Source organism: Micromonospora sp. PLK6-60 (genome assembly GCF_019890675.1).
GTDB lineage: Bacteria > Actinomycetota > Actinomycetes > Mycobacteriales > Micromonosporaceae > Micromonospora.
Genome location: NZ_JAIOAA010000013.1, coordinates 17,272 through 30,622, shown reverse-complemented (window position 1 = coordinate 30,622; position 13,351 = coordinate 17,272). Strand labels below are relative to the sequence as shown.

11 protein-coding genes and 1 tRNA gene are annotated in these 13,351 nt (G+C 73.1%); 1 reads left to right on the top strand and 11 read right to left on the bottom strand.

What is annotated here, in order from left to right:
• The first annotated feature begins 199 nt into the window (after positions 1-199).
• Complete coding sequence (locus K7640_RS21945; protein WP_222956762.1) at positions 200-1,735, top strand: DHA2 family efflux MFS transporter permease subunit; 1,536 nt, start codon at positions 200-202, stop codon at positions 1,733-1,735.
• Between the two features lie 242 nt (positions 1,736-1,977).
• On the opposite strand, the gene K7640_RS21940 is transcribed toward K7640_RS21945, so the two are convergent.
• The 11 genes from K7640_RS21940 to K7640_RS21890 form a co-directional block, all read right to left on the bottom strand.
• Positions 1,978-2,051 (bottom strand) — tRNA-Pro (locus K7640_RS21940).
• A gap of 185 nt (positions 2,052-2,236) precedes the next feature.
• On the bottom strand, positions 2,237-3,643 hold the full coding sequence (gene der / locus K7640_RS21935; RefSeq protein WP_374198111.1) for a ribosome biogenesis GTPase Der: 1,407 nt from the start codon (positions 3,641-3,643) through the stop codon (positions 2,237-2,239).
• A complete protein-coding gene (gene cmk, locus K7640_RS21930) occupies positions 3,640-4,320 on the bottom strand; it encodes a (d)CMP kinase (protein WP_222956761.1) in 681 nt (226 codons plus the stop codon). The genes der and cmk overlap by 4 nt, the downstream gene beginning before the upstream one ends.
• 195 nt (positions 4,321-4,515) lie before the next feature.
• Positions 4,516-5,286 carry a pseudouridine synthase gene (locus K7640_RS21925; protein WP_222956760.1) on the bottom strand — a complete coding sequence of 257 codons (771 nt, stop codon included), beginning with the start codon at positions 5,284-5,286 and terminating at the stop codon, positions 4,516-4,518.
• A complete protein-coding gene (gene scpB / locus K7640_RS21920; protein ID WP_222956759.1) occupies positions 5,276-6,202 on the bottom strand; it encodes an SMC-Scp complex subunit ScpB in 927 nt (308 codons plus the stop codon). Before scpB ends, K7640_RS21925 begins: the two co-directional genes overlap by 11 nt.
• Complete coding sequence (locus K7640_RS21915) at positions 6,199-7,164, bottom strand: ScpA family protein (RefSeq protein ID WP_222956758.1); 966 nt, start codon at positions 7,162-7,164, stop codon at positions 6,199-6,201. Before K7640_RS21915 ends, scpB begins: the two co-directional genes overlap by 4 nt.
• A 41-nt stretch (positions 7,165-7,205) precedes the next feature.
• On the bottom strand, positions 7,206-8,129 hold the full coding sequence (locus K7640_RS21910; RefSeq protein ID WP_222956757.1) for a ParA family protein: 924 nt from the start codon (positions 8,127-8,129) through the stop codon (positions 7,206-7,208).
• A 193-nt stretch (positions 8,130-8,322) separates the two neighbouring features.
• Positions 8,323-9,312, bottom strand: a complete 990-nt coding sequence (locus K7640_RS21905) for a site-specific tyrosine recombinase XerD (protein ID WP_222956871.1) — start codon at positions 9,310-9,312, stop codon at positions 8,323-8,325.
• Entirely contained in the window at positions 9,309-10,424 is a 1,116-nt protein-coding gene (gene ald / locus K7640_RS21900) for an alanine dehydrogenase (protein WP_222956756.1), read from the bottom strand. Before ald ends, K7640_RS21905 begins: the two co-directional genes overlap by 4 nt.
• A 434-nt stretch (positions 10,425-10,858) precedes the next feature.
• A complete protein-coding gene (locus K7640_RS21895; protein WP_222956755.1) occupies positions 10,859-11,464 on the bottom strand; it encodes an NUDIX domain-containing protein in 606 nt (201 codons plus the stop codon).
• Complete coding sequence (locus K7640_RS21890) at positions 11,461-13,206, bottom strand: CTP synthase (protein ID WP_222956754.1); 1,746 nt, start codon at positions 13,204-13,206, stop codon at positions 11,461-11,463. The genes K7640_RS21895 and K7640_RS21890 overlap by 4 nt, the downstream gene beginning before the upstream one ends.
• Positions 13,207-13,351: the final 145 nt, after the last annotated feature.

Sequence of the window (13,351 nt, the reverse complement as noted above, 5' to 3'; positions counted from 1 at the left end):
GCGCCGAAGGCCGACGCGTGCGTACAGTTCGTCCACGCCACCGGCCGGATCGCCGCGCTCGAGAACACCGATGCGGCGCTCGCCCCACCTGCGGGCACCACCCTGACAACGGCTCCGGCGTACGGGCGACACCGGCGCTGCCCTGACGGCATCGAGGACAGACACCGGCGACCACACCGCCGGCAGGGAGTGGGCAATCATGGGTTCGGCAGTGACCGCGTCCGAGGCCGAGTCGGGCCTGACGTTCTCGAGCGCGTCCGGGCGGTGGACGGTGGCGGCCATGGTGCTCGGGTCCGCGATGGCCTCGATCGACGCGACCGTGGTCGGCATCGCGCTGCCGGCGATCGGCCGGGAGTTCAATGCCGGGCTGGCCGCGTTGCAGTGGGTGGTCATCGGCTACACGCTGACCCTGGCCGGGTTGCTGCTGGTCGCCGGGGCGCTGGGAGACCGGTACGGACGGCGGCGGGTGTTCGTCGCCGGGGTGGTGTGGTTCGCTGTCGCGTCGCTGTTGTGCGCCGTCGCGCCCACCGCCGGAATGCTGGTCGCGATGCGTGCGCTGCAGGGCGTCGGCGCCGCCCTACTGACGCCCGGCAGCCTCGCCATCCTGCAGGCCGCCTTCGCACCGGCCGACCGCAGCCGCGCCATCGGCGCCTGGTCCGGCCTGGGCGGCGTGGCGACCGCGATCGGCCCGTTCGTGGGCGGCTGGCTGGTCGCCGCCGGATCGTGGCGGCTGATCTTCCTGATCAACCTGCCGCTCGCCGCACTCGTGGTGGCCATGGCGCTGCGACACGTACCCGAATCACGCGACCGGAACGCCGCCCCCCGCATCGACATCACCGGCGGCACGCTGGTCACCCTGGGGCTGGTCGGACTGACCTACGGACTGATCCAGGGGCCGGGCACCGGCTGGACCCACCCCGCGGTGCTCACGTCGGTGGTCGGTGGTACAGCGGCGCTGGCCGGGTTCCTGGCCTGGGAACACCGAGCGGCGACGCCGATGCTCCCCCTACGGTTGTTCCGCTCGGTGCAGTTCAGCGCCACCAACGCCATCACCTTCATCGTCTACGGAGCGCTGGGCGGCGCCCTGTTCCTGCTGCCCATCCAACTGCAGCAGGTGAGCGGTTACACGCCACTGCAGTCCGGTATCGCGCTGCTGCCGGTCACGATCATCATGCTGCTGTTGTCGGCGCATTCCGGCGCGCTGGCCGCCCGCATCGGCCCTCGCGTGCAGATGAGCGTCGGACCGGTGCTGGTCGGCGCCGGGCTGGCCCTGCTCGTACGCGTCGGCCCCGACGGCACGTACGCCACCCAGGTCCTGCCGGCGGTGATCGTGTTCGGGTTGGGACTGGCCACCACGGTGGCCCCGCTGACCTCGGCCGCGCTCAATGCCGCGCCGGCCCACCAGGCCGGCATCGCCTCGGCGGTCAACAACGACGTCGCCCGCGCCGCCGCCCTGATCGCCGTCGCGGTGCTGCCGGCGGCCGCCGGCATCACCGGCGGTGACTGGCAGCAGCCGGCGCGGTTCTCCACCGGCTTCCACACCGCGGTACTGATCTGCGCGGCCCTGTGCCTGGCCGGTGGCCTGCTCGCGGCGCTGACCATTCGCCGGCTGCCCGGCACGGTGGCCGCGACCCCGACCAGGCACCTGGTGCACTGCGCGCTGGACACACCACCGGCGGCGCCGGTCAGCCCGCCGTCCACGACCGGCCGCGGGCCCGGCAGCCTCCGCCGGTGAGCCCAGCTTCCCACTGGCAACCACGCCCGGTCCCCACCCCGACCTGTTGCGATACCTAGCGCCGATCGGATGGCCGGACGACATCGCTGACTCGGCTCCCCGGCGTCGATGATGCGTTCCAGGACAGCCAACGCCCTGCGGCGCTGTCGCAGCACGTCGATGCTGGACAGTGGCGGTTCAAAACCTCATCGAAGAAAGCGGAAGCCCTGACCGCGTTTCCGCTGGTCAGGGCTTCTGATGTGTCGGGACGGCCGGATTCGAACCGACGACCCCTTGACCCCCAGTCAAGTGCGCTACCAAGCTGCGCCACGTCCCGATGCTCCCCGCGCGGTCTCCCCCGCGGCAGCCGGTACAGCTTAGCGCAGCTACTGCCACAGCCGCGCACACCCCTCCCCGCGCCACTTCAGCCTCACCCGTCACCACCGCTAAGGCATCCTAGGAGGGTGGGTTGAACGGTGCGCCGGGCGGGGAAGCCCGCCCGGCGTACCGAAAAAGGGCAGGTCAGCCGTGGGCCTTGCCGCGACCGCCCGGGCCGAGCTTCTTGCGCGGCCGGACCGAGATGTCGATCGGGCTGCCCTCGAAGCCGAACTCCTCGCGCAGCTTGCGCTCGACGAAGCGCTGGTAGCCGGCGTCGATCGGGCCGGTGGTGAAGAGCACGAACCGCGGCGGCGCGACCCCGGCCTGGGTGGCGAAGAGGATCTTCGGCGCCCGGCCGCCGCGCACCGGGTGCGGGGTGGCCTGCACCAGGGCGGTGAGCCACTGGTTGAGCTGCGCGGTGGGGATCCGCTGCTCCCAGCTCGCCAGGGCCCGGCGCAGCGCCGGGGCGAGCTTGTCCACCGCCCGGCCGGTCTGGGCCGAGAGGTTCAGCCGGATCGCCCAGGGGATGCGGCGCAGCTCCCGCTCGATCTCCTTGTCCAGGTAGTACCGGCGGTCGGCGTCGACCAGGTCCCACTTGTTGAAGGCGATCACCAGGGCCCGGCCGGCCTCCACGACCATGGACAGGATCCGCTGGTCCTGCTCGCTGATCACCTCGCTGGAGTCCAGCAGCACCACGGCCACCTCGGCCGCCTCGATCGCCGAGGCGGTCCGCAGGCTGGCGTAGTACTCGGTGCCGCTGGCCTTGCCGACCCGCTTGCGCAGGCCGGCGGTGTCCACCAGCTGCCAGGTCTCCCCACCGATCTCCACCAGGCTGTCCACCGGGTCGACGGTGGTGCCGGCGACCGAGTCGACCACCGCCCGCTCCTCGCCGGAGAAGCGGTTCAGCAGGCTGGACTTGCCCACGTTGGGGCGGCCGACCAGGGCCACCCGGCGCGGGCCACGGGGCCGGTTCTCCACGATCTTCGGCGCCTCGGGCAGCGCGTCCAGGATGGCGTCCAGCAGCTCGCCCGAGCCCCGGCCGTGCAGCGCCGACACCACGTGCGGCTCACCGAGGCCCAGCGACCACAGCGAGGTCGCCTCCATCTCGATGGCGGTGTTGTCGGCCTTGTTCGCCACCAGGATCACCGGCTTGGCGCTGCGGCGCAGCATCTTCACCGCCGCCTCGTCCACGTCGGTGGAGCCGACCATCGCGTCGACCACGAACAGCACCACGTCGGCGGTGACCACCGCGATCTCGGCCTGCGCGGCGATCGCCGCCGCCCGGTCCTTCGCGTCCGGCTCCCACCCGCCGGTGTCCACCACGGTGAACGCCCGGCCGTTCCACTGCGCGTCGTACGGCACCCGGTCCCGGGTCACCCCGGGGATGTCCTCGACGACCGCCTGCCGGCGGCCGATGATCCGGTTGACAAGCGTGGACTTGCCGACGTTGGGGCGGCCGACCACGGCCACCACCGGCTGCGGGCCAGACGGCTCCTCGACGTCGAGGTCCGGCTCGCGCAGCTCCACCCAGCCGCCGTACTCCTCGGTCACTGGACACCCCGCTCGGTGAGCAGGTCGCGCAGCCGGGCGACGACCTCGTCGATGCCCAGCTCGGTGCTGTCCAGCACCACCGCGTCGGGGGCCTGCTGGAGCGGGTTGGTCTTGCGGGTCGAGTCGAGCTTGTCCCGCCGGGCCAGGTCGGCGGCGGTGGCCGTCACGTCGGCGGCGTCCTCGGCGCTGCGCCGCCGCGCCCGGGCCGTCTCCGAGGCGGTCAGGTAGACCTTCAGGTCGGCGTCGGGCGCCACCACCGAGCCGATGTCGCGTCCCTCGACCACGATCCGGCCCGCGTTGTCGATCATCTGCCGCTGCCGGTCGACCAGCAGGGCGCGCACGGCCGGCACCGCGGAGACGGCGGATACCGCCGCGGTCACCTCCGGGCCGCGGATCTCCTTGTCCACGACGGTGCCGTCGACGGTCACGCCGTACCCCCGGGGGTCGGTGCCGATGCGCAGCTCGACCTCGCCGGCGACCTTGGCCACCGACTCGGCGTCCGCGGGGTCGACCCCGGAGCGCAGCACCGCCCAGGTGATCGCCCGGTACATCGCGCCGGTGTCCAGGTAGCGGGCGTCCAGGCTGACGGCCAGCCGTCGGGAGACGGTGGACTTGCCCGAACCGGATGGTCCGTCGACGGCGACCACACACCGCCCGGTTCGTATGTTCTGCCCCACCGTGTTCCTCCTCGGCCCGTGTCTCGCGGGCACCGGCTGTGCCGTTGAGCGGAAGTGTTCCTCATCCATGATGCCCGCGGCCCCGTCCGGGCCCGCACGCGCCGCCGCCGGGGGCGACCCACGCCACCGCGGCCCGCCCGGCCCGCTGTCGGCCGCGACGAAGCCTACCGGCAGCGGTACCCGCCCCGGCGGCCGTCAGTCACCGACGGCCTTGAACAGGGCGGCGACCTCCGCGTTTGTCAGCCGCCGGAGCCGCCCGGTACGCAGTTCACCGAGCTTGATCGGCCCGATCGAGGTACGCACCAGCCGGGACACCGGGTGCCCGACCTCGGCCAGCAGGCGCCGGACGATGTGTTTGCGCCCCTCGTGCAGGCTCAGCTCCACCTGGGCGGTCTTGCCCAGGGTGTCCACCACCTTGAACGAGTCGACCTTGACCGGCCCGTCCTCCAGCTCGACGCCGGCCAGCAGACGCTTGCTCAGGTTGCGCGGGATCGGCCCGGCCACCTCGGCCAGGTACGTCTTCAACACCTCGTAAGACGGGTGCATGAGTTTGTGCGCGAGGGTGCCGTCGTTGGTGAGCAGCAGCAGGCCCTCGCTGTCCGCGTCGAGCCGCCCGACGTGGTAGACCCGCTGCTCCACCCGGTTGCCGATGAACTCGGCGAGCTCGTTGCGCCCCTTGTCGTCGGCCATGCTGGTGACCACCCCGCGCGGCTTGTTCATCGCCACGTAGACCAGGCGGACGTCGGCCTGCAACCGCTCCCCGTCGACGAAGATCACGTCGCGGGCCGGGTCGGCCTTGTCGCCGAGCTGCGCCACCCGGCAGTTGACGGTCACCCGGCGCCGGAAGATCAGGTCCTCGCAGGCCCGCCGGGAACCCACGCCGGCGGCGGCGAGCACCTTCTGCAGGCGCTCGGCGCCCTCGTACACGGGGGCGTCGGGCTTCGGGGCACGGTCGTCACGTCGCATCGGCAAGCTCTTCCACGTCGTCAGGCAGGAACGGGGCCAGGGGCGGCAGGTCGGCCACCGAGTCGAGTCCCAGCTTCTCCAGGAACATCGTGGTGGTCCGGTACAGGAACGCCCCGCTGTCCGCCTCGGTGCCGCACTCCTCGACCAGGCCGCGGGAGACCAGGGTACGGATAACCCCGTCGCAGTTCACACCCCGGATGGCCGAGATCCGCGACCGGGTCACCGGCTGCTTGTAGGCGATCACGGCCAGGGTCTCCAGCGCGGCCTGGGTCAGCCGCACCGACTGCCCGTCCAACACGAACCGCTCGACGTAGCTCGCGTATTCCGGCCGGGTGTAGAGCCGCCAGCCGCCGGCGGCCCGGCGCAGCTCGAAGCCGTGTCCGGCGGCGGTGTAACCGGCGGCGATGCCGGCAAGCGCCGGACCGATCCGCTCCGGGGCCTGCTCCAGGACCTGGGCCAGGGTCAGCTCGCTGACCGGCTCGTCCACCACCAGCAGGATCGCCTCCAGCGCGCCACGCAGCTCCGCGTCGTCCAGCACCGGCCCGGGCTCCGGCGGCGGCGTCGCCCGCCGCCGCCCCGCCGGCTGCTTCCTGGGTACGCCCCCAGCGCCGTCCTCCCCCGCCGCCCGCGCAGCCGGCACGCCCTCCGCAGCCGCCTCCCGCGCCTCGGGTCGGCTCCGGCCCGCGGCCTCGTCCTGTCCCGCCGGCCCACCCGCCACCGCCGGATCTTGGACAGTTTCCGTTCCGGACGAACGGTAACTGTCCAAGATCGGGTCGTCCTCGCCGTCGACGGGCGGCTCGGGCGGCTCGGAAGTGGGGTCGGGTTCGGGGTTCGGCGGGGGTGCGGGGCGTTCCCACGGGGGGACCCAGGCGGCGGCCTGTTCGGCCAGGGAGTCCCGGCGCTGCTGCTCGCTCATTCCGCTCGCTCCTCCGTCGTCCCCACCACGTCACCGCCCGGCCCCGTCGCCGACGGCCCCGCCTCGGCGGGGGTGCCGGCGTACTCGTCGATGTGCAGGTCGGTGCCGCCGTCGGCCGGGCCGGTCCAGCGCACCGTCAGCTCCTCCAGCGCCTCGTCCTGCACGAAGGCGACCAGCCCCTGCCGGTACAGCTCCAGCAGCGCCAGGAAGCGGGCCACCACCTCCAGGGTGATGTCGCAGTCCGCGCAGAGCGCGGCGAAGCTCGCCGTGCCGGCCCGGCGCAGTCGGCCGGTGATGATCTCCGCGTGCTCCCGGACGCTGACCCGGACCATGTGCACGTGCGCGATGGAGACCTCGGGCACCGGTTTCGGCGTCATCGCCCGCAGCGCCAACTTCAGCAGCCGCTGCGGGCCGACGCCGAGCACCAGGTCGGGCAGCGCCTCGGCGTACCGGGGTTCCAGGGTGACCGCCCGTGGGTAGCGCCGGCCGCCGACGGCCTCCAGCTCGGCGATGTGCGCCGCCGCCTCCTTGTACGCCTTGTATTGGAGCAGCCGGGCGAAGAGCAGGTCCCGGGCCTCCAGCAGGGCCAGGTCCTCCTCGTCCTCGACCTCGGCGGCGGGCAGCAGCCGGGCCGCCTTCAGGTCCAGCAGGGTGGCCGCGATGAGCAGGAACTCGCTGGTCTCGTCGAGGTCCCACTGGTCGCCCATGGCCCGGATGTAGGCGATGAACTCGTCGGTGACCCGGTGCAGCGCCACCTCGGTCACGTCGAGCTTGTGCTTGCTGATCAGTTGCAGCAGCAGGTCGAACGGGCCGGTGAAGTTCGCCAGCCGGACGGTGAAGCCCGCGCTCTCCTCCGCCGCCGGCACGCCGGCCGGGTCGGTGGGCACCTCGGCGGCGGCCTCGGCCGCCGCCACGGGCGGCTGGTCCGGGCTCGCCGGCGGGTCGAGCAGGGGCGCGGTCACCGGAAGACCGTAGTCCACGTCAGCACGGACCGGACCTGCGGCTACCGCTCCGCCTGGGCGGCGATCACCTCACGGGCGAGCTGGCGGTAGTTGCGGGCGCCGGAGGACGCCGGGTCGAGGGTGGTGATCGGGGCACCGGCCACGGTGGACTCGGGGAACTTCACCGTCTTGGTGATCACCGTCTGGTAGACCTTGTCGCCGAACGCCTCCACCACCCGTTGCAGCACCTGCCGGCAGTGGGTGGTGCGGCTGTCGTACATGGTGGCGAGGATGCCTTCCAGCTCCAGGTCGAAGTTGAGCCGCTCGCGCACCTTGTCGATGGTGTCCAGCAGCAGCGCCACGCCGCGCAGGCTGAAGAACTCGCACTCGAGTGGGATGAGCACGCCGTGCGCCACGGTCAGCGCGTTGATCGCCAGCAGGCCCAGCGAGGGCTGGCAGTCGATCAGGATGAAGTCGTATTCCTTGCGGATGGTCCGCAGCACCCGGGCCAGGGCCATCTCCCGGGCGACCTCGTTGACCAGCTGGATCTCGGCGGCGGAGAGGTCGATGTTGGCCGGCAGCAGGTGCAGGCCGGCCACGTCGGTCTTGATCAGGACGTCCTCGGCGGTGACGTCGTCCTGCATGAGCAGGTTGTAGACCGACAGGTCGAGGTTGTGCGGGTTGACCCCCAGGCCCACCGAGAGCGCGCCCTGCGGGTCGAAGTCGACAAGCAGCACCTTGCGGCCGTACTCCGCCAGCGCGGCGCCCAGGTTGATGGTGGTGGTGGTCTTGCCGACGCCACCCTTCTGGTTGGCCATCGCGATGATCCGCGCCGGGCCGTGCCGGTCGGTGGGCATCGGCTCCGGGATCGGCTTGCGCATCGTGTACGCGGCCGGGTCCGCCGGCCCGAGGTCCGCGCCGAGCGACGCCTGCTGCTCGCGGAGCTCCGACGTCCAGGCGTCGGCACGATCCTCGTTGCCAGCCATGTCCTCGTTGCCCCCTCCCGACGACCACCCGGCGTCGGAGCCGTCCGACGTCCCTCGCGGCGCCGCTGCGTACCCCGGTCGGTGTCGCCCAGGAGGTCCGCGCCGATGCCGACTGTACGCCACCGGCGAGCAGGGCGTTCGGTACCGGTCCGGCGTGTCGGCCACCGGACCGGCGACCGCCGCCCGGTCCGGCTCAGCCGCGGGCGCGCGGATGGGCGGTGGCGTACACCTCGCGCAGCCGCTCCACGGTGACCAACGTGTACACCTGGGTGGTGGTGACCGACGCGTGACCGAGCAGTTCCTGCACCACCCGCACGTCCGCGCCGCCGTCGAGCAAATGGGTGGCGAAGGAGTGGCGCAGGGTGTGCGGGGAGACCGCGTCCGGCCCGTCCACCGGCAGGCCGGCGCGGTCGGCGGCGCGGCGCAGGATGGTCCAGGCGCCCTGGCGGGTCAGCCGGCCGCCCCGGGCGTTGACGAACAGTGCCGGGGTGCCCCGGCCGGCGGCGACCAGCCCGGGACGGGCGCGCACCAGCCAGGCGCGCACCGCCTCGACGGCGTACCCGCCGATCGGGACCAGCCGGCTGCGCCCGCCCTTGCCGCGCAGCAGCACCGAGCCGGCCTCGGCGTCCAGGTCGTCCACGGCCAGGCCGACCGCCTCGGAGATCCGCGCCCCGGTGCCGTACAGGAACTCCAGCAGCGCCCGGTCGCGCAGCGCGAGGGCCGCCCCGTCGCCGGTGGCGGTGGTCGGGCCGGCGGTCTCCAGCAGCCGGACCACGTCGGCGACCGGCAGGGCCCGGGGCAGCCGCCGTGGTGGGGTGGGCGGGTGCACGTCGCGGCTCGGGTCGGCGGCGGTCAGCCCCTCGCGCAGCGCGAACCGGTGCAGGCCGCGCACCGCGCTGGCGGCCCGGGCGGCCGAGGAGACCGCGAGCGGCGGGTGGTCGTCGTCGCCGGCCCGCAGCCGGGCCAGGTGCGCCTCGACGGTGCCGGCGCCGACCGACGCGAGGTCGGTGACGCCGGCCGCGGCGAGGGTGTCCAGGTAGCGGTCCAGGTCCCGGCGGTACGACGCGAGCGTGTTCGGGGACAGGCCCCGCTCGACGGTGAGGTGGTCCAGGTAGCCCCGGACCGCGCGGCGCAGGGCCGGCGCGGGTTCCGCGCCGGCCCTGGCGTCGGTGGCAGCGCTCAGCCCAGCACCTCGGCCAGCGGCAGCACGTCCAGGCCGTGCGCCTCGGCCACCGGGCCGTACACCACCCGGCCGGCGTGGGTGTTCAGGCCCAGGGCGAGGGCCGGGTCGTTGCGCAGCGCCGCCCGCCAGCCCTGGTTGGCCAGCTCCAGCGCGTACGGCAGGGTGACGTTGGTCAGCGCGTGGGTGCTGGTGTTGGGCACCGCGCCGGGCATGTTCGCCACGCAGTAGAAGATCGACTCGTGCACCTTGTAGGTCGGGTCGGCGTGCGTGGTGGCCCGCGAGTCCTCGAAGCAGCCACCCTGGTCGATGGCGATGTCGACGAGCACGCTGCCCGGCTTCATCCGGGACACCAGCTCGTTGGAGATGAGCTTCGGGGCCTTCGCGCCGGGCACCAGCACCGCGCCGATCACCAGGTCGGCGTCGAGCACCGCCCGCTCGATCTCGTACGCGTTGGAGGCGACCGTCTGCAGGTGGCCCCGGTAGATGGCGTCGGCCTGGCGCAGCCGGGCGACGTTCTTGTCCAGCAGCAGCACCTCGGACTGCAGGCCGAGCGCGATGGCGGCGGCGTTCATGCCGGACACGCCCGCGCCGATGACCACGGTCTTCGCCGCGTACACGCCGGAGACGCCGCCGGGCAGCACGCCCCGGCCGCCGCCGGTACGCATCATGTAGAAGGCGCCCACCTGCGGGGCGAGCCGGCCGGCCACCTCGGACATCGGGGCGAGCAGCGGCAGCGAGCGGTCGGGCAGCTCGACGGTCTCGTACGCGATGCCGGTGACCTTGCGGTCGACAAGCGCGTCGGTGCAGTCCTTCGAGGCGGCCAGGTGCAGGTAGGTGAAGAGCACCTGCCCCTCGCGCATCCGGTGGTATTCCTCGGCGATCGGTTCCTTGACCTTGAGCACCAGCTCGGCGGCGTCCCAGACCTCGTCGGCGGTGGCCAGGATCTTCGCGCCGGCCGCGGCGAACTCGTCGTCGGTGATGCTGGAGCCGACGCCGGCACCGGCCTCGACGAAGACCTCGTGGCCGTGGCGGGTGAACTCGTTGACGCCCGCGGGCGTGATCGCCACGCGGTACTCGTGGTTCTTGACCTCGCGCGGGATTCCGACCTTCACGATGCAGACACCTTCCTCCGGGGCTGCTCATCCCCGACTGCGCGGCGCCACGGCGGCCCCATTGCCGACGCGGTCCACCGGTCCGCCCGGCGGCAGTCTAGGGCCGCACCCACCCTCGGGAAGCCAGCACACTGACACCCGGTGACGGGTTCGCCTGACGATGTGTCAGGAATGGCCCTCCCTGCCGCCCGTGGAACCACCCCCATCGTCGCACCGGGTGACCGTCCCCGCCCACCGACCACGACCGCGGCCGCGCCGCTGGGCCGTGCTCGGCCGGCGGGGTGGCACCGACGTGCGGCAATAAGCGGCCTAACCGAGGCCGAACAGGCCGACATGCCGCAATACGCCCCGCCGGGACGGAGACGCGGACGCGTGCGCGACGGGCGACGGGCCGGTGCGGCGACAGCCGCGCCGGCCCGTCGGGGCGTACCCGGTCAGCGGGGCAGCGGGGCGTCGGCCCGGCGCAGCACCGACCAGCCGGCGTCCCGGGCGCGCGCCGCGGCGAGCAGCCCGGCCACGCACGGACCGTTGGTGATCTCACCGGCCAGCACCATGCCGACCGCCTCGTCCAGGTCCAGCCGGACCACCTGGAGGTCGGCCTCCTCGTCGGTGCGCCGGTGCCGGCGCTCGGCCGGCACCGCACCCAGGTCGCGGGCGAGGAAGACCCGGACCAGCTCGTTGGAGAAGCCCGGCGAGGTGTGCACGTCGACCAGCAGGTCGATCCGCCCGGCGGTGAGGTCGGCCTCCTCGGCCAGTTCCCGGGCCGCCGCGGCCGGCGGCTCCTCACCCTCGACGTCCATCAGCCCGGCGGGCAGCTCCCACAGGTGCCGGCCGACGGCGTGCCGGTACTGCCGCAGCAGCACCACCTGCCCGGCGTCGTCCAGCGCCACCACGGCCACCGCGCCGACGTGCCGCACCTGGTCCCGGGTGGCGGTGCCGCCGCCCGGCATGGTGACCTCGTCGCTGAACACGGTGAAGACCGGGCCGGCGTAACGCTCCCGCCGGCCGGTCACCTCGTACCGGTGCTCGACCGCGCTCATGGGCGCGCGGCCGCCTCGGCCACCGGCGCGCCACCGTTGCGGCCCGCCTTCTTCGCCGGCGGGCCGTCCAGGTCCACCGGGAGCCGGTCGGCCTCCGAGTACGCGATGGCGGCCGCGACGAACCCGGCGAACAGCGGGTGCGGGCGGGTCGGGCGGCTCTTCAGCTCGGGGTGCGCCTGGGTGGCCACGAAGAACGGGTGCTGCCCCCGGTCCAGCTCGACGAACTCGACAAGCCGGCCGTCCGGCGAGGTGCCGGAGATGTGCAGCCCGGCCTTGGCGAGCTGGTCCCGGTAGGCGTTGTTCACCTCGTAGCGGTGCCGGTGCCGCTCGCTGACCTCGGTGCTGCCGTACGCCTCGGCGACCAGCGAGCCCTCGGTGAGCTTCGCCGGGTACGCCCCCAGGCGCATGGTGCCGCCCAGGTCGCCCTTGCCGGCGACGATGTCCTCCTGGTCGGCCATGGTGGCGATGACCGGGTGCTTGGCGTCCTCGTCGAATTCGAGGGAGTTCGCCCCGTCCAGGCCGGCCAGGTGGCGGGCCACCTCGATGGTCATGCACTGCAGGCCGAGGCAGAGGCCGAGCAGCGGGATGCCGTTCTCCCGGGCGTGCCGGGCGGTGCCGATCTTGCCCTCGATGCCGCGCACGCCGAAACCGCCGGGGATGACGATGCCGTCCACGCCGGCCAGCGCGGCGGCGGCCCCGGCCGGGGTGACGCAGTCGTCGCTGGGCACCCACTTGAGCTGCACCCGGGCCCGGTGGCCGAAGCCGGCGGCCCGGATGGCCTCGCTGACCGACAGGTACGCGTCGGGCAGGTCGACGTACTTGCCGACCAGCGCGACGGTGACCGTGTGGTGCGGCTGGTGCACCCGGTCCAGCAGGTCGTCCCAGCTGGTCCAGTCCACGTCCCGGAAGGACAGGCCGAGCCGGCGCACCACGTACGCGTCGAGGCCCTCGCGGTGCAGCACCTTCGGGATGTCGTAGATGCTGGGCGCGTCCGGGGCGGCGACCACGGCCTCGCGGTCCACGTCGCAGTAGAGCGACAGCTTCTCCTTGAGCTTCTCCGGGATCTCCCGGTCGCAGCGCAGCACGATGGCGTCGGGCTGGATGCCGATGTTGCGCAGCTGCGCCACCGAGTGCTGGGTGGGCTTGGTCTTCAGCTCACCCGACGGCGCCAGGTACGGCACCAGCGACACGTGCAGATAGAAGCAGTTGTCCCGGCCGAGGTCGTGGCGGACCTGGCGGATCGCCTCCAGGAACGGCAGCGACTCGATGTCGCCGACGGTGCCGCCCACCTCGGTGATCACCACGTCGGGCAGCTGCCCGTCGGCGTCCGGGTCGGCCATGCCGAGGATCCGCGACTTGATCTCGTTGGTGATGTGCGGGATGACCTGGACGGTGTCGCCGAGGTATTCGCCGCGCCGCTCCTTGGCGATCACGTCGGAGTAGATCTGGCCGGTGGTGACGTTCGCCTTGCCGGACAGCGCCCGGTCGAGGAACCGCTCGTAGTGGCCGACGTCCAGGTCGGTCTCGGCGCCGTCCTCGGTGACGAAGACCTCGCCGTGCTGGAACGGGTTCATCGTCCCGGGGTCGACGTTGAGGTACGGGTCGAGCTTCTGCATCACCACGCGCAGCCCGCGGGCGGTGAGCAGGTTGCCGAGGCTGGAGGCGGTGAGGCCCTTACCGAGCGAGGAGGCGACGCCCCCGGTGACGAAGATGTGCCGGGTCGTCCGTGCTGAAGGGGCCAAGGCCTGCTCCCGTGTCGTCCGTAGCGGTCGTGCGAACCGCCGTGCCGATCACCTGGGTGATCACGCGATCCACGGGATTCCACGGTAACACCTTCCCCGCCGGGGACCGGGGCCGCACCCGTCGTACGCCCGATCCGGGCCGGGC

What these genes read in the sequence shown, in the direction of transcription:
- K7640_RS21895 (WP_222956755.1), bottom strand. Translation starts at nt 11,464, where the DNA reads ATGAGCGCGGTCGAGCACCGGTACGAGGTGACCGGCCGGCGGGAGCGT.
- K7640_RS21925 (WP_222956760.1), bottom strand. Translation starts at nt 5,286, where the DNA reads ATGCGACGTGACGACCGTGCCCCGAAGCCCGACGCCCCCGTGTACGAG.
- scpB (WP_222956759.1), bottom strand. Translation starts at nt 6,202, where the DNA reads ATGAGCGAGCAGCAGCGCCGGGACTCCCTGGCCGAACAGGCCGCCGCC.
- K7640_RS21945 (WP_222956762.1), top strand. Translation starts at nt 200, where the DNA reads ATGGGTTCGGCAGTGACCGCGTCCGAGGCCGAGTCGGGCCTGACGTTC.
- K7640_RS21910 (WP_222956757.1), bottom strand. Translation starts at nt 8,129, where the DNA reads ATGGCTGGCAACGAGGATCGTGCCGACGCCTGGACGTCGGAGCTCCGC.